General features: G+C 67.1%; 16 protein-coding genes and 1 pseudogene. 5 read left to right on the top strand and 12 right to left on the bottom strand.

Going from position 1 to position 19,544, the window contains the following annotated elements:
• Positions 1-179 precede the first annotated feature (179 nt).
• On the top strand, positions 180-1,445 hold the full coding sequence (gene rho, locus FFI97_RS04635) for a transcription termination factor Rho (RefSeq protein ID WP_062473130.1): 1,266 nt from the start codon (positions 180-182) through the stop codon (positions 1,443-1,445).
• A gap of 54 nt (positions 1,446-1,499) precedes the next feature.
• Here rho and FFI97_RS04630 read toward each other — a convergent pair whose 3' ends face one another.
• Positions 1,500-2,567, bottom strand: coding sequence for an oxidoreductase (locus FFI97_RS04630; protein ID WP_139704588.1), 1,068 nt, complete (start codon positions 2,565-2,567; stop codon positions 1,500-1,502).
• Positions 2,568-2,764: 197 nt separating this feature from the next.
• Between FFI97_RS04630 and FFI97_RS04625 the strand changes: the two genes are divergently transcribed.
• From FFI97_RS04625 to FFI97_RS04615, 3 genes are all read left to right on the top strand, one after another.
• Positions 2,765-3,025 (top strand): type B 50S ribosomal protein L31, encoded by a 261-nt coding sequence (locus FFI97_RS04625; protein ID WP_056580149.1) that lies wholly within the window; start codon positions 2,765-2,767, stop codon positions 3,023-3,025.
• A gap of 90 nt (positions 3,026-3,115) precedes the next feature.
• Positions 3,116-4,843, top strand: a complete 1,728-nt coding sequence (locus FFI97_RS04620; protein WP_139704586.1) for a hypothetical protein — start codon at positions 3,116-3,118, stop codon at positions 4,841-4,843.
• A 3-nt stretch (positions 4,844-4,846) separates the two neighbouring features.
• On the top strand, positions 4,847-6,205 hold the full coding sequence (locus FFI97_RS04615; RefSeq protein WP_260684898.1) for an MATE family efflux transporter: 1,359 nt from the start codon (positions 4,847-4,849) through the stop codon (positions 6,203-6,205).
• A gap of 16 nt (positions 6,206-6,221) precedes the next feature.
• Here the strand turns inward: FFI97_RS04615 and phoR are convergent, their stop codons facing one another.
• The 7 genes from phoR to pstS are packed head-to-tail and all read right to left on the bottom strand — an operon-like array spanning position 6,222 to position 12,888.
• A complete protein-coding gene (gene phoR, locus FFI97_RS04610) occupies positions 6,222-7,559 on the bottom strand; it encodes a phosphate regulon sensor histidine kinase PhoR (RefSeq protein WP_185993558.1) in 1,338 nt (445 codons plus the stop codon).
• 44 nt (positions 7,560-7,603) lie between these two features.
• Positions 7,604-8,296, bottom strand: a complete 693-nt coding sequence (gene phoB, locus FFI97_RS04605) for a phosphate regulon transcriptional regulator PhoB (protein ID WP_062473140.1) — start codon at positions 8,294-8,296, stop codon at positions 7,604-7,606.
• 31 nt (positions 8,297-8,327) lie between these two features.
• Positions 8,328-9,029, bottom strand: a complete 702-nt coding sequence (gene phoU / locus FFI97_RS04600) for a phosphate signaling complex protein PhoU (RefSeq protein ID WP_062473142.1) — start codon at positions 9,027-9,029, stop codon at positions 8,328-8,330.
• 16 nt (positions 9,030-9,045) lie between these two features.
• The gene (pstB, locus tag FFI97_RS04595; protein ID WP_056580144.1) at positions 9,046-9,831 is read right to left on the bottom strand and encodes a phosphate ABC transporter ATP-binding protein PstB; all 786 of its coding nucleotides are present in this window, start codon (positions 9,829-9,831) and stop codon (positions 9,046-9,048) included.
• A gap of 17 nt (positions 9,832-9,848) precedes the next feature.
• Complete coding sequence (pstA, locus tag FFI97_RS04590; RefSeq protein WP_082818044.1) at positions 9,849-10,733, bottom strand: phosphate ABC transporter permease PstA; 885 nt, start codon at positions 10,731-10,733, stop codon at positions 9,849-9,851.
• Positions 10,730-11,815 (bottom strand): phosphate ABC transporter permease subunit PstC, encoded by a 1,086-nt coding sequence (pstC, locus tag FFI97_RS04585; RefSeq protein WP_095745556.1) that lies wholly within the window; start codon positions 11,813-11,815, stop codon positions 10,730-10,732. The genes pstA and pstC overlap by 4 nt, the downstream gene beginning before the upstream one ends.
• Positions 11,816-11,853: 38 nt before the next feature.
• Positions 11,854-12,888 (bottom strand): phosphate ABC transporter substrate-binding protein PstS, encoded by a 1,035-nt coding sequence (pstS, locus tag FFI97_RS04580; protein WP_062473144.1) that lies wholly within the window; start codon positions 12,886-12,888, stop codon positions 11,854-11,856.
• A gap of 250 nt (positions 12,889-13,138) precedes the next feature.
• Here pstS and FFI97_RS04575 point away from each other — a divergent pair.
• Positions 13,139-14,661, top strand: a pseudogene (locus FFI97_RS04575) (exopolyphosphatase).
• Positions 14,662-14,667: 6 nt separating this feature from the next.
• On the opposite strand, the gene FFI97_RS04570 reads toward FFI97_RS04575, so the two are convergent.
• From FFI97_RS04570 to FFI97_RS04555, 4 genes are all read right to left on the bottom strand, one after another.
• Positions 14,668-15,519, bottom strand: coding sequence for a hypothetical protein (locus FFI97_RS04570; RefSeq protein WP_139704584.1), 852 nt, complete (start codon positions 15,517-15,519; stop codon positions 14,668-14,670).
• Positions 15,520-15,747: 228 nt separating this feature from the next.
• On the bottom strand, positions 15,748-16,209 hold the full coding sequence (locus FFI97_RS04565; protein WP_062473174.1) for a SixA phosphatase family protein: 462 nt from the start codon (positions 16,207-16,209) through the stop codon (positions 15,748-15,750).
• A 31-nt stretch (positions 16,210-16,240) separates the two neighbouring features.
• Positions 16,241-18,568 carry a polyphosphate kinase 1 gene (ppk1, locus tag FFI97_RS04560; RefSeq protein ID WP_139704582.1) on the bottom strand — a complete coding sequence of 776 codons (2,328 nt, stop codon included), beginning with the start codon at positions 18,566-18,568 and terminating at the stop codon, positions 16,241-16,243.
• Positions 18,565-19,482 carry a GNAT family N-acetyltransferase gene (locus FFI97_RS04555; RefSeq protein WP_139704580.1) on the bottom strand — a complete coding sequence of 306 codons (918 nt, stop codon included), beginning with the start codon at positions 19,480-19,482 and terminating at the stop codon, positions 18,565-18,567. Before FFI97_RS04555 ends, ppk1 begins: the two co-directional genes overlap by 4 nt.
• Between the last annotated feature and the right edge of the window lie 62 nt (positions 19,483-19,544).

Raw genomic sequence — 19,544 nt, 5'->3', positions numbered from 1 at the left:
ATTTCTTCCGGCCAGCGCGCAATGCGTTGGCCGGGGCGATTTTCCTGTCATAATCGCCCTCAGTTCACCGGGCCTTTCATCAGGCAACCGGTTCGAGTTCCCCGGTTCGTGAGGCAGTTCTTGCCCCACATCAAACCTCCCCCCGTTCCCGATTCGATTACCCCTCCAGGGGTCGTTCCATGCACTTAAACGAACTCAAGGCACTCCACGTGTCTGAAGTCTTCAAGCAGGCTGAGGCGCTTGAGATCGAAAACATCGGCCGCATGCGCAAGCAAGAGCTGATGTTCGCGATCATCAAGAAGCGCGCCAAGGCCGGCGAACAGGTCTTCGCCGACGGTGTGCTCGAAATCCTGCCCGACGGCTTCGGCTTCCTGCGCAGCCCGGACACCAGCTTCACGGCCAGCACCGACGACATCTACATCTCGCCCAGCCAGGTGCGGCGCTTCAACCTGCACACCGGCGACATGATCGAAGGTGAAGTGCGCACGCCCAAGGACGGCGAGCGCTACTTCGCACTGACCAAGCTGGACAAGGTCAACGACGGCGCACCCGAAGCCAACAAGCACAAGGTGATGTTCGAGAACCTGACGCCACTGTTCCCCAAGGAACAGATGAAGCTGGAACGCGAAGGCGTCAAGGGCGAAGAGAACCTCACCGGCCGCATCATCGACATCATCGCCCCCATCGGCAAAGGCCAGCGCGCCCTGCTCGTGGCACCGCCCAAGAGCGGCAAGACGGTGATGATGCAGCACATCGCCCACGCGATCAGCGCCAACTACCCCGACGTGCACATGATGGTGCTGCTCGTGGACGAGCGCCCTGAAGAAGTGACCGAAATGCAGCGCACGGTGAAGGGCGAAGTCATCGCTTCGACCTTCGACGAGCCCGCAGCGCGCCACGTGCACGTCGCCGAAATGGTGATCGAGCGCGCCAAGCGCCTGGTCGAACTCAAGAAGGACGTGGTGATCCTGCTGGACTCGATCACCCGCCTCGCCCGCGCCTACAACAACGTCGTGCCCTCGTCGGGCAAGGTGCTGACCGGTGGTGTCGATTCGAACGCACTGCAGCGTCCCAAGCGCTTCCTGGGCGCCGCGCGCAACGTGGAAGAAGGCGGCTCGCTGACCATCATCGGCACCGCGCTGATCGACACCGGCAGCCGCATGGACGAAGTGATCTTCGAAGAGTTCAAGGGCACCGGCAACTCCGAAATCCACCTGGACCGCCGCCTGTACGAAAAGCGCGTGTTCCCCTCGATCCAGCTCAATCGCAGCGGCACGCGCCGCGAAGAACTGCTGCTGGCCCCCGAGATCCTGCAGAAGACCCGCATCCTGCGTCAGCTCATGTACAACATGGACGAGATCGAGTCGATGGAGCTGATGCTCAAGAACATGAAGGCGACCAAGACCAATGTCGAGTTCTTCGACATGATGCGTCGCGGCGGCTGAGCTTCAAGCTTTTCCGCAAAAGCGCGTTGGCCCTCACGGGTCAACGCGCTTTTTTCATGGGCGCTCGATGCGGATGGCGCGGCCTTCGGCGGCGCTCTGGCGGCCGATGTCGAGCAGCTCCATCAGTGCAACGGCCTGCGCGGGCGGCACGGGATTGGGCCCCTTGCCGAGAATCGCATCGCGGACCGCGGCGTAGTAGTCGGCGTAGTTGCCGGCCTGCGTCGGCACCGCGCGAAAGTGCGGCGCGCCGTCGCCGCCGGTCAGCGTGAGTTCGCCATCGAGCGGATCGCCCCCCCACCCTTCGGCCGGCGGCCGCTGGCCGGCGCGCAGCGCGTCTTCCTGCGTGTCGACGCCGTGCTTGACGTAGCTCCCGCGCGTGCCGTGCACGATGTAGCGCGGCGCCGCATGGGCCGCGAGCGTCGTGGCGTGCAGCACCACGCGCAGGGGCGCATGCGGGCCGCCTTCGTAGCGCAGCACGGCATGGAAATAGTCTTCGACCAGCGCGCCATCGCGCAAAGCGGCCGTATCGAGCTGCAGCGTGTCGGGCCGGCCGAAAAGCTGCACGGCCTGATCGACCAGATGCGCGCCCAGGTCCACCCACAGGCCCGAACCCGGCACCGGCTGCTCTCGCCAGCGCTCACGAACCTCGGGCCTGAAGCGGTCGAAATGCGATTCCAGGTACACCGGGCGCCCCAGATCGCCAGACGCCAGGACCTGCTGGAGCGTCAGGAAATCGGCGTCGAAACGCCGGTTCTGGTAGACCGAGAGCACGCGCTTGTTGCGATTTGACAACAATTCGAGCTCCCGTGCTTCGGCCACGTCGAGCGTGAAGGGCTTGTCGACCACCACGTGCTTGCCCGCCTCCAGCGCCGCCTTGGCGACCGGATGGTGCTGGGCATTGGGCGTCGCCACCACCACGAGGTCGATGTCCGCCCGGGCGACCAACGCCGTCACGTCTGGCACCACGGCCACGCCGGGCCAGTCGGCATGCACCTTGTGCGGCTGCGAGCTCGCCACGGCCGCCAGTTCGAGTCCCGGAACGGCCGAGAGCACCGGCGCATGGAAGGTCTGGCCGGCGAAACCGTAGCCGACAAGGCCGGCGCGAAGGGGTGTGGAAGTCATGGGAGGGCCCGGTTTGCTCGCAATTGGGGCAGTATGCGATAATCATGGGCTCCGCGAAAAGTGCGGCTGGGCACGTCGCCCGGCTTCCTTGGCCTTCACTTCACGTCAAGACCTCAGGGCGGCGCGCCAGATTGCTGGCACGCTGGTGGCTCTCGCATCGACCGCGCATTGATTCCAACAGCGCAAAAGGAAACACCATGGCAAAAGAAGGCATCCACCCGAATTACCGCGAAGTTCTGTTCGTCGACATGTCGAACGGCTTCAAGTTCGTGACCCGTTCGTGCGCGAACACCAAGGAAATGGGCAAGACCGACGACGGCCGCGAGCTGCCCCTGTTCAAGCTCGACACCACCAGCGAATCGCACCCCTTCTACACCGGCACGCAAAAGTCGGTGGACAACATGGGTGGTCGCGTCGAGAAGTTCCGCAACCGCTTCGGCAAGACCGCTGCCAAGTAATCAGGCACGCGCTCTGGCGTCGAGGGCAGCCCGGTTTACCGCGCTGCCCTTTTTCTTTCCAATCACCCCTTCGCCTCTTCCGCCTCGCCCTTGAACCAGCCGACCCCCGCGATCGTTGCCCAGAATGCCGTACGCCGGCTGCCGCGCGTCGCGTTGCTGCTGCTGTGCGCGGCCTACCTGCTGCCGGGCCTGCTCGGCCGGGGCCCCTGGAAGAGCGCCGACATCACGGCCTTCGGCTACATGGCCGAGCTGGCCCGCAGCACCGAAGGCATCGCCCGCTGGTTCGATCCGCTGCTGCTGGGCATGCGACCCGAGACCCCCGCGCTGATTCCGTACTGGATCGGCGCCTGGGCGATCCAGCTCGCCCCGTCGTGGGTCAACCCCGATCTGGCGGTGCGCTTCGTGTTCGCGCTGATGCTGTGGGGCACCTTCACCGCGACCTGGTACGCCGTCCACTACCTCGCCCGCACGCCGCGCGCCCAGCCCGTGGCCTTTGCCTTCGGCGGCGAGGCGCGCCCCACCGACTACGCCCGCGCCATCGCGGACGGCGGCCTGCTGGCGCTGATCGCTTCGCTGGGCCTGGCGCAGCTGGGGCATGAAACCACCCCCGCGCTGGCGCAGCTGTACTTCGCCTCGCACCTCTTCTACGGCGTGGCCGCGCTGCCGTACCGCCGCGTCGGCCCGGTGATCGCACTCGTGGTCGGCACCCTCGGCATGACGCTGAGCGGCGGTCCGACCGTCGGCCTCGCGCTGGCGATCGGCAGCGCCGTGTACATGGCCTACGAACGCCACCAGCGTGCCATCCGTGCAGCGGAAGGCTACAGCGACGACGAGAGCCCCGGCTTCACCCTGGGCGCCCTGCTGACGATGGTCGGCATCACCGTGCTGGCCGCCGCGCTGGTCTTCGGCCTGGGCCTGGCGCAATGGAAGATCACGCTGGGCCACTCGCTGCTGTCCGACGTGCGCAGCCAGGCCAAGCTGTTGCTGTGGTTCACCTGGCCGGTCTGGCCGCTCGCCATCTGGACGCTCTGGCGCTGGCGCCGCCAGTGGCTCGAGCGCCACGTCGCGCTGCCGCTGTGGTTCGCGCTGGTGCCGCTGGCCGCCACCTGGACCACCGATTTCTCCGACCGCTCCCTGCTGCTGGCCCTGCCCGCCTTCGCCACGCTGGCGGCCTTCGCGCTGCCGACCTTCCGGCGCAGCGCGGCAGCGCTGATCGACTGGTTCAACGTGCTGTTCTTCAGCGGCCTGGCCGTGCTCGGCTGGATGTACTGGATCGCCATGCTGACCGGCGCGCCACGCAAGCCGGCCGCCAGCGTGGCGCGGCTGGTGCCGGGCTTCGTGGCCGAGTTCTCGCCGGTGGCCTTCGTGCTCGCCCTGGCCGCCACGCTGGCCTGGTGCTGGCTGGTGCGCTGGCGCACCGGGCGCCATCGCGCCGCGCTCTGGAAGACGCTGGTGCTGCCGGCCGGCGGCACCGCGCTGTGCTGGATGCTGCTGATGACGCTGTGGCTGCCGTCCATCGACTACGCGCGCAGCTACGTCCCGCAGGTGCGCGCCGTGACCGAGCGCATCGGCCACCCGCGCTGCGTCGCCGAGCTGGCGCTGAGCCGGCCGCACGTCGCGGCGCTGCGCCACCACGGCAACCTCAACCTGCAGCCGCTGCTGCTGGGCAACGACTGCCCGTGGCTGCTCGTGAGCCCCGACACCATCGAGCGGCTGCACACCATCATCCCGCTGGAACAGTGGCGCTTCAGCGGCACCCTGCGCCGTCCCAGCAGCCCCGCGGACGACCTGCTGCTCTACGAAAAGATCGTGCGCTGACCCGTGAGCAGCAGCACGCACGGGAACGAACGCGGACTCATCGCACGGCACGCCGGCACGGTGCTGATCGGCCAGTTGGCCGTGATGGCCTTCGGCGTGGCCGACACCATCATCGCGGGCCGCTATTCCGAAGGCGCGCTGGCCGCGCTGTCGGTGGGCGCCGCCATCTTCGTCAGCGTGTATGTCTCGCTGATGGGCGTGCTGCAGGCGCTGCTGCCGGTGTGGGCCGAACTGCACGGCGCCAACCGGGGCAGCGAGATCGGCCGCTCGGTGCGCCAATCGCTCTACCTCGCAGCCATCGCCGTCGTGGTCGGCATGACCGTGCTGCTGCTGCCCAGCGCCGCGCTGCGCTGGACCCAGGTGCCGGCCGACATGCGTGGCGAGGTCGAGGCCTACCTCGCGGTGCTGGCCTTTGCGCTGGCACCCGCCCTGCTCTTTCGCCTCTTCAGCACGCTGAACCAGAGCCTGGGCAAGCCCAAGCTCGTGACCTGGCTGCAGCTGGCCTCGCTGCTCGTGAAGCTGCCGCTGTCGGTCTGGTTCACTTTCGGTGGTGCCGGCCTGCCGGCGATGGGGCTGGTGGGTTGCGCCTGGGCCACGCTGTGCGTGAACTGGGCCATGCTGGGCTGCGCGGTCTGGCTGCTGCGCCACGGCGCGTTCTACCGCGGCTACCAGCTATGGGAGCGCATCGAGGCGCCCGACTGGCGCCAGATCCGACTGTTCGCGCGGCTGGGCGTGCCCGGCGGCCTCGCGGTGCTGGTGGAAGTGACCTCGTTCACGCTGATGGCGCTCTTCATCGCGCGCCTGGGCACCGCGGCAGCGGCCGCGCACCAGATCGCCTCCAACCTGCTGGCCGTGGCCTACATGACGCCGCTGTCGCTCGCCATCGCGACCAGCGCACGCGTGAGCTTCTGGCTCGGCGCCGGCGACACCGCCCGGGCGCGCCATGCCTGCCGGCTGGGCTTCGAGCTCACCGCCCTGTTTGCCCTGCTCTATGCCGGCGCGATGGCCGTGTTCCGCACGCAGCTCGCCAACGTGTACTCCGACAACCCGGCCGTGATCGCGATGGCAGCGGCGCTGCTGACCACGGTGGCGCTGTATCACATCGCCGATGCGTTCCAGACGCTGTGCGTCTTCGTGCTGCGCTGCTACCGCGTGACGCTGGCACCGCTGGTCATCTACTGCGCGATGCTCTGGGGCATGGGGCTGGGCGGCAGCTACCTGCTGGCCTACCGCGGCCTGGGGCCGTGGCCGGCCATGCAGTCGCCGCTGGCCTTCTGGCTGATGAGCGCCGCGGCGCTGGCGCTCACCGCGCTGTTGTTCGTCGCGCTGCTGCGCTGGACGATGAAGGCGCGGGCCCGCTGAAGGCCACGCGGCTTTCTTACTTGGTCATCACGCGCGCTTCGCGCACGCGCGTCGCCGGGAACAGCAGCGCGAAGCGGCTGCCCTTGCCCACCGTGCTTTCGATGCGCAGTTCGGTGCCGTGGCGCTGCGCGATGTGCTTCACGATCGCCAGCCCCAGACCCGTGCCGCCGGTCTCGCGCGAGCGGCTGCGGTCGATGCGATAGAAGCGCTCGGTGAGCCGCGGAATGTGCTCAGCGGCAATGCCCGGGCCCGTGTCGCGCACGGCGTATTCGCCGCGCCCGTCAGGCAGCACCCGCCAGGTCACGACCACCTCGCCGCCGCCCGGCGTGTAGCGGATGGCGTTGCTCACGAGGTTCGACATCGCACTTTGCAACTCGGTCGGCGCGCCCGACAGTTCAGACTCGGCTTCCGACGTGAACGTGAGCCGGTGCCCCTGCGGCGTGAGCCGGCCCGACAGGCCGCGCCCCTCGTCCTCGCACTGCGCCAGCAGCGCGCGCATGCGCACCCACTGGTTGCCCGACGGCGCCGCGCTGCCTTCGAGACGCGACAGCGTCAGCAGGTCGTTCACCAGCGTTTCCATGCGGTGCGACTGCTGCCCCATCAGCGACAGGTAGCGCGTGCGCTCGTCGGCATCCAGCGGCAGGTTCTGCAGCGTCTCGACAAAGCCCGCCAGCACCGTGAGCGGCGTGCGGATCTCGTGCGACACGTTGGCCACGAAGTCGCGCCGCATCGCCTCGGCCTGCTCGAGCGCCGTGATGTCGCGCGTGAGCAGCATGCGCCGATTGCCGGCGTAGGGATGCACCTGCACCGACAGCCGCACCGGATGGCCGCGATGCTGTGCATGCACGAGGCCGGGTGCATCGATGACGACGTCGCGGCTGTAGTTCCACGACGCGAGGTAGGCCACGAACGCCGGATCGCGCACGAGGTTCGCCAGGTGCTGCAGCAGGTCGCGCTCGGCATCGATGCCGAACTGGCCCGCCGCCGTCTGGTTGCACCACTCGATGCGGCCCTGCTCGTCGAGCAGCACCACACCGTTGGGCGAAGCCTGGATGGCGGCCAGGAACTCCTGCAGCCGGTCTTCGGCCTGCCGGGTCTGTTGTTCGCGGTCGCGCAGCAGCTTGCGGATGCGCTCCGAAAGCTCGCCCCACACGCCCGGCCCGCGCGACGGCAGACCGGCCGCGTCGTTGCGCAGCACGCGCAGCAGGCGTTCGGCGCGCCAGGCATCGAAGCCCAACCAGAGCACCGCGCCCAGCCAGGCACCCAGCCAGCCGTACTTCCAGCCGAAAAGGCCGACAGCGCCCGCCGCAATTACGAGGGACGCTATTAAAAAAGTAGCAATACGGAAAGGCATGGCGGGCGATTATCCGCGCCCGCCGCCGAGGCTCACGGCGCTGCTCACACCGTGACTTGGGCCGTCAGCCGGTAACCCGCTCCGCGAACGGTTTCCACCATCGGCGCGGCCACGCCCAGCGACTCGCGCAGGCGCTTGACGTGCACGTCGACCGTGCGTTCCTCGATGTAGACGTGGTCGCCCCACACCTTGTCCAGCAGCTGCGCGCGGCTGTGCACGCGCTCGGCATGCTGCATCAGGTAGGCCAGCAGCTTGAACTCGGTCGGGCCGACCTTCAGCGCCCCGCCCTGCCAGGTGACGCGGTGGGTGGAGGTGTCGAGGGCCAGTTCGCCGATCTCGACGCGCTCGGTCACCACCTCGGGCGCACGGCGGCGCAGCACGGCACGGATGCGCGCCAGCATTTCCTGGGTGGAGAACGGCTTGGTGATGTAGTCGTCGGCCCCGGCATCGAGGCCGGCGACCTTGTCGGGCTCGTCGCCGCGCGCCGTGAGCATCAGGATCGGGATGGCCTTGGTGCGCGGGTCTTTGCGCCACTGGCGCGCGAGCTGCAGGCCGCTCTGGCCCGGCAGCATCCAGTCGAGCAGGATCAGGTCCGGCAGGAAGGCGTCGATTTCACGCTGGGCGGCGGCACCGTCTTCGGACCAGATCGGCTCGAAGCCGTTGTGGCGCAGGTTGACGGCGATCAGCTCGGCGATCGAGGATTCGTCTTCGACGATCAGGACTCTTGGTTTCTTCATGCGTTATGGGGAATCTTTGCGGCGACGGTCGTCACTGCAATGCCGACTCGATTTCCTCCATCGAAGTGTGCCGCACATCGGCGCCCTTGACGATGTAGATGATGAACTCGGCGATGTTCTTGGCGTGGTCGCCGATGCGTTCGATGGCCTTGGCCAGGAACAGCAGGTCCAGGCTGGCGGAGATGGTGCGCGGGTCTTCCATCATGTAGGTGACCAGCTTGCGCACGAAGCCGTCGAACTCCTTGTCGATGAGGTCGTCGTCCTTGAGGATCGACAGCGCGGCGGCCGTGTCCAGGCGCGCGAAGGCGTCCAGCGCGGTGCGCAGCAGGTTCGAGGCCAGGTCGGCGGCAATGCGCAGCTCGGTGGTGGGCAGCTGGCGGGCCGATCCGCTTTCGATGATCGACTTGACCATGCGCGCGATCTTGTTGGCCTCGTCGCCCACGCGCTCCAGGTTGGCGGTGGTCTTACTGATGGCGATCAAGAGGCGCAGGTCGCGTGCCGTGGGCTGGCGACGGGCGATGATCGACGACAGCTCGCGGTCGATCTCGATCTCCATCGCGTTGACGCGATGCTCGGTCTCCATCACGCGGTCGGCGGCTTCGGCGTCGAACTGCAGCAGGGCGTACACGGCCTGGTGGATCTGCGACTCGACCATGCCGCCGAGCTCCATCACGCGCGACGAGACGCCATTGAGTTCGCTGTCGAACTGGCTGGAAAGGTGTTTCTCGGTCATGGTGTTTCCTTTGACTTCAACCGAAGCGGCCGGTGATGTAGTCCTCGGTCTCCTTGCGCTGCGGCTTGAAGAACATCTGTTCGGTGGCACCGAACTCGATCAGGTCGCCGAGGTACATGTAGGCGGTGTAGTCGCTGCAGCGGGCAGCTTGCTGCATGTTGTGGGTCACGATGACCACGGTGTACTCGTTTTTCAGCTCGGCGATCAACTCCTCGATCTTGGCGGTCGAGATCGGGTCGAGTGCGGAGCAGGGTTCGTCGAGCAGCAGCACTTCGGGCTTGATCGCGATACCGCGCGCAATGCACAGGCGCTGCTGCTGGCCGCCGGAGAGGCCCGAGCCGCTTTGCTGCAGCTTGTCGCGCACTTCGGTCCACAGCGCGGCCTTCTTCAGGGCCCACTCGACGCGGTCGTCCATTTCGCTGGCCGACAGATTTTCGAACAGCTTCACGCCGAAGGCGATGTTGTCGTAGATCGACATCGGGAACGGCGTGGGCTTCTGGAACACCATGCCGACCTTGGCGCGGATCAGCGCCACGTCCTGCTTGGACGTGAGCAGGTTCTCGCCGTCCAGCGCGATGGTGCCTTCGGCGCGCTGCTCGGGGTACAGCTCGAACATGCGGTTGAAGGTGCGCAGCAGGGTCGACTTGCCGCAGCCCGACGGGCCGATGAAGGCCGTGACCTTGTTCTCGGGGATCTCGAGGTTGATGCCCTTGAGCGCGTGGAACTTGCCGTAGTAGAAGTTCAGGTCCTTGACCGAGATCTTCGAGCGCGACGGTTGTTGTTGTGCGACGGTGTTTGGCATGTTGGCGCCTTCTTGATTTAGTGTTTGTTGCGCGTCAGCACGCGCGCCAGGATGTTGAGGGCAAGCACGGCGACAGTGATCAGGAACACACCGGCCCAGGCCAGTTGTTGCCAGTTCTCGTACGGGCTCATGGCGAACTTGAAGATCGTGACCGGCAGGCTGGCCATCGGCTGGCTCACGTCGGCGGTCCAGAACTGGTTGTTCAGCGCGGTGAAGAGCAGCGGCGCGGTTTCGCCGGCGATGCGGGCCACGGCCAGCAGCACGCCCGTGACCACACCCGCGCGCGCGGCGCGCAGCGTGATGCTGAGAATGACCTTCCACTTCGGCGTGCCCAGTGCGTAGGCCGCTTCGCGCAGGCCCGGCGGCACCAGCTGCAGCATGTTCTCGGTGGTGCGGATCACCACCGGAATCACGATGAGTGCCAGCGACAGTGCGCCGGCCAGGCCCGAGAAGGTCTTGAAGTAGGCCACCACCACGGCGTAGACGAACAGGCCGATCACGATCGAGGGTGCAGACAGCAGGATGTCGTTGACGAAGCGCGTGACCGATGCGAGCAAGCCCTTGGGGTTGTACTCGGCCAGGTAGATGCCGGCCATGATGCCGATGGGCGTGCCCACGAAGGTCGCCAGCATCACCATCACGAACGAGCCGAAGATGGCGTTGGCGATGCCGCCCGCCTCGTTCGGCGGCGGCGTCATCTCGGTGAAGGTGGCCAGCGCCAGGCCGCCCACGCCCTGGCGCAGCGTTTCCCACAGGATCCACACGAGCCAGAACACGCCGAACGCCATCGCGGCGAGCGACAGCGTGAGGGCGATCTTGTTGACGCGGTTGCGCGCGGCGAACTTCGCCTGGCGCGTCTCTGCCAGGGTCTTGGCGTTGATCAGGTTTTGCGCGGTGCTCACGACTTGGTTCCTTCGCTCTTCTTCATCTGGGCCAGCAGCATCTTCGAGAGCGACAGCACGACGAAGGTGATGAAGAACAGCACGAGGCCGAGGTACATCAGCGCGGCCTGGTGCAGGCCCGCGCCGGCTTCGGCGAATTCATTGGCGAGGGCCGAGGTGATGCTGTTGGCCGCCTCGAACACCGACAGGGAGTTGAGCTGGTTCATGTTGCCGATCACGAAGGTGACGGCCATGGTCTCGCCCAGTGCGCGGCCGAGGCCGAGCATGATGCCGCCGATCACGCCGGCCTTGGTATAGGGCAGCACGACCTTGGAGACGACTTCCCAGGTGGTGGAGCCCAGGCCGTAGGCCGACTCCTTGAGCAGCGCGGGCGTCACTTCGAACACGTCGCGCATCACCGAGGCGATGAACGGAATGATCATGATCGCCAGGATGATGCCGGCCGACAGAATGCCGATGCCCACGGGCGGGCCGGACACCAGGGCACCGAGGTACGGCACGCCGGCCAGCAGCTTTTGCAGCGGCTGCTGCACCCAGGTGGAAAGAATGGGGCCGAAGACGAGCAGGCCCCACATGCCGTACACGATGGACGGCACGGCAGCCAGCAGTTCAATGGCGGTGCCCAGCGGGCGTTTGAGCCAGTTGGGCGAGAGTTCGGTCAGGAACAGCGCGATGCCGAAGCTCACCGGCACGGCAATCACCAGTGCGATGAACGAGGTGGCCAGCGTGCCGTAGATCATCACGAGGCCGCCGTACTCGTCCTTCACCGGGTCCCACACGCTGCTCGTGAGGAAGCCGAGGCCGTACTTCGAAATGGCGGGCCAGGCGCCGGCAACCAGCGACAGCAGGATGCCGATCAGCATCGCGAGCGTCAGCAGCGCGGCGCCCTTGGCGGCCCAGCCGAAGAGGCGGTCGGCCATGGGGCCGGAACGTGCCGCCTTGACGGGCGGCGGAGGAGCGGCGGAGGTGCGCGCGCGCTCGGCCGCGAGGTCGAGGGAGGCGGCAGCAGCGGGGAAGGTGGATGACACGGGTCGCTCCGGCAAAGACGAAAGCGGCGCGTCCTGGAGCGAAGAGTTGCTCATGGGCGCGCCGTCCTGGAGGGTGGATGAAGGGTTGCTTCTTACTTGAACGCGACCGGCTTGCCCGATGCGTCCTTCACTTCACCCCATGCCTTGGCAATGGTGGCCTTCACGGCGTCGGGCATCGGCACGTAGTCCAGCTCGTCGGCCGTCTTGTCGCCACCCTTGTAGGCCCAGTCGAAGAACTTCAGCACGGTGGTGGCGCTGGCGGGCTTGTCCTGCACCTTGTGCATCAGGATGAAGGTGGCGCCGGTGATGGGCCACGAATCCTTGCCGGCCTGGTTGGTCAGCACCTGGTAGAAGCTCTTGTTCCAGTCGGCACCGGCGGCGGCGGCCTTGAAGGCGCTGTCGTCGGGCGAGACGAACGTGCCGGCGGCGTTCTGCAGCTGGGCGTAGGTCATCTTGTTCTGCTTGACGTAGGCGTACTCGACGTAGCCGATCGAGTTGGGCAGGCGGTTCACGAAAGCGGCGACGCCTTCGTTGCCCTTGCCACCCGCGCCGGTAGGCCAGTTCACGGCCGTGCCTTCGCCGACCTTCGACTTCCACTCGGCGTTGACCTTGCTCAGGTAATTGGTGAACAGGAAGCTGGTGCCCGAACCGTCGGCGCGGCGAACCGGGGCGATGGCGGCGTCAGGCAGGGCCAGCGACGCATTCAGTGCCTTGATGGCGGGGTCGTTCCACTTGGTGATCTTGCCCAGGTAGATGTCGCCCAGCACCTGGCCGTTGAGCTTCAGCTCGCCCGGCTTGATGCCGGGGATGTTCACCACGGGGATCACGCCGCCGATGACGGTGGGGAACTGCATCAGGCCCTTGGCTTGCAGTTCGTCGTCCTTCAGGGGAGCGTCCGAAGCGCCGAAGTCGACGGTCTTGGCTTCGATCTGCTTCAGGCCGGCACCCGAGCCGACCGACTGGTAGTTGATCTTGACGCCGGTGGCCTTGTTGAAGTCGGAAGCCCACTTGGCGTACAGCGGTGCGGGGAAGCTGGCGCCGGCGCCGGTCACGTCTTGTGCGAAGGCGGAAATGGAGAACAGCGCGGTCACGAGGCCGGCGGTTGCAAATTTGAACGTCGTTTTCATAAAGCTTCCTTGAGAAGTAAGAAGTAGTCCCTTTGGGGGCTCGAACGGACTCTAAAAAGCTTTTGTGACATCGATGTGACACCCCTTCTGTCGAGGGAAAATGCCGCTGCGCCACCCCTGCCGCGTGTGACGCTGTCACACAACCGTCATTCACCCCGCCTAACCTCCAGCCCTCGCCGTGACGCGATCCAGGGAGGCGGCGCCTGCTGTCACGGCGCTACGATCAGAGAACCGCCCTCTTCACTACAACATGCAAAACGGCACCCGCCTCGCAGCGGTCGATCTCGGCTCGAACAGCTTCAGGCTGGAAATCGGCCAGGTCGACCACGGACAGATCCACCGCACCGAGTACCTCAAGGAAACCGTGCGCCAGGGTAACGGCCTGGACAGCGCCCGCAACCTCACGACCGAAGCCATGCAGCGCGGCTGGGACGCCCTCGCCCGCTTCGGCGAGCGGCTGGCCGGCTTCAAGCGCTCGCAGGTGCGCGCCGTGGCCACCCAGACCCTGCGCGAAGCGCGCAACCGCGAAGAGTTCCTGTTGCGCGCGCGCACCATCCTGGGCTTCGGCATCGACGTGATCCCGGGCCGGGAAGAAGCCCGCCTGATCTACCAGGGCGTGGCACACCACCTGCCCCACACCGACGCCTCGGACCAGGAACGCCGCCTCGTCATCGACATCGGCGGGCGCTCCACCGAAATGATCATCGGCCACGCCCTCGAGGCCGAGCGCATGGAGTCGTACCGCGTGGGCAGCGTCGCCTGGTCGATGAAGCATTTCGGCGAAGGCCAGTTCACCGCCCCCGCCTTCCGCGCCGCCGAAGTGGCGGCCAAGGCCGTGCTGGACGACGCGCTCTCCAGCTACACCCGCGACCAGTGGGACGTGGCCTATGGCGCCTCCGGCACCATCGGTGCGGTGGGCGACGTGCTCGCGGCGGCCGGCGGCGAAGCCGGCCTTGTCACGCGCGACGGCCTCGACTGGTTGCTCGACCGCCTGCTCAAGGCCGGCAGCATCGACAAGCTGCGCATCGACGGCATGCGCGAAGACCGCAAGGCCGTGATCGGCGGCGGCCTGAGCGTGCTGCGCGCGGTGTTCGACCTGCTCGACATCCAGGAAATGAAGGTCGCCCAGGGCGCCCTGCGCCACGGCGTGCTGTACGAATTGCTCGAACGCGACGAGAGCGTGGCCGACATGCGCAGCGCCACGGTGGCGCGGCTCGCCACCCGCTTCGCGGTCGATCCGGCGCAGGCCAAGCGCGTGAGCGACACCGCCGCCGCGCTGTTCGTGCAGCTCGCCCCCCCGCCGCGCGCGGCGGCAGCACATCGAGCCGCGCCGGGCGCGCGCTGCGCAAGCTCGGCTGGGCCGCGCAGCTGCACGAGATCGGCGCGCTGGTCTCGCACAGCGACTACCACAAGCACGGCGCCTACATCCTCGACAACACCGACGCACCCGGCTTCGCAGTGAACGAACTGCACGCCCTCGGCCAGCTGGTGCTGGGCCAGCGCGGCAAGCTGCGCAAGCTCGAAGCCTCGCTGGACGACGAGACCTTCGTGATGCAGCTGCTGGCGCTGCGCCTGGCGGTGATCCTGTGCCACGCGCGCCGCGACCCCGAGCCGCAGGCGCTGAACCTCGCGGCACTCGGTGCCAGGGCCTTCACGATCGCCTGCGCGCCCGACTGGGCCGAGATGTATCCGCAGTCGGCGCACCTCCTGCGCGAGGAAGTGCTGGCCTGGCAAAAGACCGGCAACTGGCGCGTGGAACTCAGCGGCGCCTGAGCCGTTTCACTTCGTGTCGATGCCGGCCGTCTGCGTGACTGTCGCAGCGCCGGCCTTGCGCGGCTCGTCTTCCCCGAACAGGCTGACATAGGCCGGCTGCACGATCTGATCGAGCCCGCGCTTCAACCCTTCGCGAGCGCCTGCGGTGTCTTTGAGCAGGCCGTCGTACAGGAGATAGGTCGGCTCGCTCACGTCGGCGACCTGCAAGGTCTGGCCCACGACGGATTGCTTCTCGTCCCTGAGCAACTGCTCCACCCAGACGTACGGCTTGAAGCTCGATGTCGCATCGGCCGCGCCATAGGACGTCGTGATCCGCAAGATCAATGTGCTGTAGCCGGGCGTGGGCTGGAGTTCCTGCACCTGCATCTGCGCGTGCTCTCCGGTCGCGCGGAAGAAAGGCGTCAGCTTCACCTCGCGGCCACTGTCCCGCAGGCGCGCCGCCAGTCGCTCTGCGAACTGCCTGTTCAGCCCCATGGTCACTCCGCTGTTCTTCACTGCGGCCGTGAACTCCTTGCTGCGCTGGTCGGTCCGAGCGGCCATCGTCAATCGGCTGTTGGTGTCGACGGAGATGGCCACCAGTGCAGCGAGGGGTCCCAGAAACCCTGCGAAGCCCGTCAGCCCCGACCCGCCGCCATCCGTGACGATCAGTTGGTCTTCCTGGTTGTAGATGAGCTCGACCTTCTCGATCGACCGGGCGATATCGTGACGGGTCGGCGGCGCAGGCGCGGCGGTGTTCGTCGCACACCCCGACAGCAGGGCTGCGGCAACAAGCAGAAAAAACAGCGCCTTCAACCGCACGTCCGCGTCTGCACGCAGCATGTTCAAGAAGCTTCCTGGCAGTGTGTTGAGCGGTTTCATGCGTCTTCCCCAGTGATGTGGTCGACCGGCACCGCTTCTTTCCCGCATCGGCGTCAAAAGCACGCTGCCGTGGAGTCACACTGTAGAAATTGCGCCGCGCGCGCGCATGAGTGCTTCGCCCCTTTTTCCGGGAGACAAGCGCCCTGCCAGCTCTGCCCACAACCGTGACAAAGCGCCTGTCCGCAAGCGCCAGGCAGGGGTATTCGCAGCGGAGGACCGCTGCAGCAGCTAGAGAAGCTCGGGCGCCTGCACCGTCACCACGACGGTCTGCACGTCGCCGTCGCGCTCGCGGGTGCGGATCCACCACAGCGAGCCCTTGCGCACCGGGCAGCTGTCCTGCTTCAGGCCGAGCAGCATCGAGATGGCCTGGCCCAGCGAGGGCTGGTGGCCGATCACCAGCACCACCGACTTGCCGTTGGGCCAGCCCGTGGCGGCCAGCAGCGCGTCGGGGGTGGTGTCAGGCGACAGCTCGGAGCGCAGCTTGTACTTGCGGCCCAGTGCCAGCGCGGTCTGCTCGCAGCGGCGCGCCGGGCTGCACACGATGCGCGTGCCGTCGGGCAGTTGCCGGTCGAGCCAGGTGGCCATGCGCTTGGCCTGCTTTTCGCCGCGCGGGGTGAGCGAGCGCTGCATGTCGTCACACCCTTCGGTCCAGTCCTCGGCTTCGGCGTGACGCCAGAAGATCAAGTCCATGCTCATCGTCTTTCGAACTTCTTCTTCAATTTCAATTGCCGGACGCATCACGGTGGTTTCCTCGTGATGCATAGCGGCCCATCAAGGCGGCCTGGGCGCCATGCGCTTCGATCGCGGGGGACGCACCCGCCTCGCCGGGGTGGGTGTCATGGTCGACACGCCGGTAGATGCCGTCGCCGCCCAGGTCCCAGGCGTCGCGCCCATCGTGCAGGTAAGCCACCAGGCACTCGTCGATGAGGCGCTGGCGCAGGTTGGGGTCGGTCACGGGCCAGGCCAGCTCGATGCGCCGCATCATGTTGCGGTTCATCCAGTCGGCGCTCGACAGGTACAGCGACTCGTCCTCGCCATGGCGGAAATAGAACACCCGCGAATGCTCGAGGAAACGCCCGATCACCGAGCGCACGCGCACGTTGTCGGTGAGCCCCGGCACCTGCGCCGGCAGCGTGCAGGCGCCGCGCACGATGAGGTCGATCTTCACGCCCTTCTGCCCCGCGCGGATGAGTGCGCCGATGATCTCTTCGTCGGTCAGCGCGTTCATCTTGGCGACGATGCGCGTGGGCTCGCCGCTGGCGGCGGCCTGTCCGAGCGCATCGATGCGCGCGACCAGGTTCTTGTGCAGGTCGAAGGGCGCGAGCCACATGCGGTTGAGCTTGGGCAGGCGGCTCTGGCTGGCCATGTGGACGAACACGGCCTCCATGTCGGCGGTGAGCGCCGGGTCGGCCGTGAGGTGGCTGATGTCGGTGTACAGCCGCGCCGTGCGCGGGTTGTAGTTGCCGGTGGACAGATGGCCGTAGCGGCGCAGCTGCTTGCCCTCGCGGCGCGTCACCAGCAGCATCTTGGCGTGGGTCTTCAGGCCCACCACGCCGTACACCACCTGCGCACCGATCGACTCGAGCATCTCGGCCCAGTTGATGTTGGCCTCTTCGTCGAAGCGCGCCTTCAGCTCGACCACCACCGTCACTTCCTTGCCGCGGCGCACGGCTTCGCGCAGCAGGTCCATGAGCTCGGAGTCGGCGCCGGTGCGGTAGATGGTCTGCTTGATCGCCAGCACCTGCGGGTCGAGCACGGACTCGCGCAGGAACGCGAGCACGCCGTCGAAGCTCTCGAAGGGCTGGTGGATCAGCACGTCGCCGCGCTGCAGCCGCTCGAAGAACGACTGGACGGGCGACAGCGTGACGGGGAACGACGGCGCGTACGGAGGAAAGCGCAGCTGCGGCTCGCCAATCAGGTCGATGAGCTGCGTGAGCCGCGCCAGGTTCACCGGCCCGTGCACGCGGTACAGCGCCTGCGGTGGCAGGTTGAACTGCGCCAGCAGGAAGCTCGCGAGCGACTCGGCGCAGCTGGCCGACACCTCCAACCGCACGGCCTGGCCGTAGTGGCGGTGCTGCAGGCCCTGGCGCAGCGCGGTACGCAGGTTCTTGACGTCTTCCTCGTCGACCGCGAGGTCGGAATGGCGCGTGACACGGAACTGCGAGAAGTCGCCCACCTCGCGGCCCGGGAACATGCTGGCCAGGTGCGCGCGCACCACGCTCGACAGCGCCACGAACAGCGTCTTGCCATCCGACACCTTGGCCGGCATCTTGATCAGGCGCGGCAGCACGCGCGGCAGCTTGACGATCTGGATCGGGTTCTCGCGACCGAAGGCGTCCTTGCCGCCCAGTCGCACGATGAAGTTCAGCGACTTGTTCGCCACCTGCGGGAACGGGTGCGCCGGATCGAGCCCCACGGGGATCAGCAGCGGGCGCACTTCGCGCTCGAAATACTCGCTGACCCACTTGCGCTGGGCCGGGTTGCGTTCGCCGTGCGACACGATGTGGATGCCGTGCGTGGCAAAGGTCGGCATCAGCTCGTCGTTGTACAGCGCGTACTGGCGCGCCACGAGCGTGTGGGCCGCTTCGGACAGGCGCTCGAAGGATTCGACCGTGTAGGTGCCCTTGCGATCACCAGCGCTGCCCGCGCTCAGGTGCGGTGCGGCACGGACTTCGAAGAACTCGTCGAGGTTCGACGACACGATGCACAGATAGCGCAGCCGTTCGATCAGCGGCACTTCGGGCCGGTGGGCCCAGTCGAGCACGCGCTCGTTGAACGAGAGGATGCTGTGGTCGCGATCCAGCAACGCGAACGAAGACGCTTCGCCGGCGCGCGACGGGTCAGCGGAGAGGGAGGGCATGGGCACTGATTCTGGAGCAAGCGGCACGGGAGAACACGACGGCTGAAATATGACAGTGTCAACTTCGTCCGTGACAGTTCCATGACATTCGCGTGACGCACCCTGCCCCACAGAGAGCGAACCTGACACATTCGGCGACAGCGAAGCAGCGTGCGGCCCGGCGTCGGGCCGGATGGCCGCCGGCTTCATGCGCCGAGAAAGTGCTTGCGGTAGCGCGCCGGCAGGTCGTCGATGCGCATCAGCATCGGCAGGTCGGCGGTGTTGAAGTCCGGGTCCCAGGCCGGCGCGCCGAGCACCTTGGCGCCCAGGCGCAGGTAGCCCTTGATGAGCGCAGGCGGTTCCACGTCGAGCGCGCTGTCGAGCCGCTCGACCGGCAGCGGCAGGCGCGGCTGCACCTGGTACTGGATCGGCGCGAGGTGGCTGGCCGAGAGCTGGCGCCAGATGCTGGCCGCCGCGTCGCCGCTGGTCACGCCGTTGTGCGACATCGGAATGCTCGCGCAGCCGATCATCGTGTCGAGCTTGTTGCGGTGCATGAAGCCGGCCAGCGCGCCCCACAGCGCGAGGATCACGCCGCCCTGGCGGTGCTCGGCGTGCACGCAGCTGCGGCCCAGTTCGACCATGCGCTCGCGCAGGTCGCGCAGGCGGGTCAGGTCGAATTCGGTGTCGCTGTAGGTGCTGCCGACACGGCGCGCTTGCGCGGGGGTCAGCACGCGGTAGGTGCCGATGACCTGGCCGGTGAGTTCGTCGCGCACCAGCAGGTGTTCGCAGAAGTCGTCGAACAGGTCGATGTCGTGGCCGGCCAGCGGCGTGGTCAGACGTGCGCCCATCTCGCCGACGAACACATCGTGACGCAGGCGTTGCGCGGCGCGCACGTCATCCAGATGACGCGCCCAGCTCACCGTGATGCCCGGCTTGGCTTCGACGACCGGCGGCACGATGACGACCAGCGGCGCCTCGGGCACCGCCGTGCGGGTGGCCAGTGCGGCGACGGTGGCGGCGGCAGCAACAGCAACGGCGGGGGTTCCGGCAGCGGGTGCGGGCCACAAGGCTGCGCGCAGTCCGAGCTGCGAGAGCGGAAACGTCGGGTTCGGCAGTTCTTTCATGGGAAATCCCTTTCTGCTGACCGAGTCTGGACACGCGCAATGAAACCGGCATGTCAGCGGCG

The organism is Variovorax sp. KBS0712, from assembly GCF_006323185.2.
In the GTDB taxonomy this organism is placed as follows: Bacteria; Pseudomonadota; Gammaproteobacteria; order Burkholderiales; family Burkholderiaceae_C; genus Variovorax; species Variovorax boronicumulans.
Note: the sequence above shows the minus strand (reverse complement) of the source record. Positions and strands in the feature narration are given on the sequence as shown.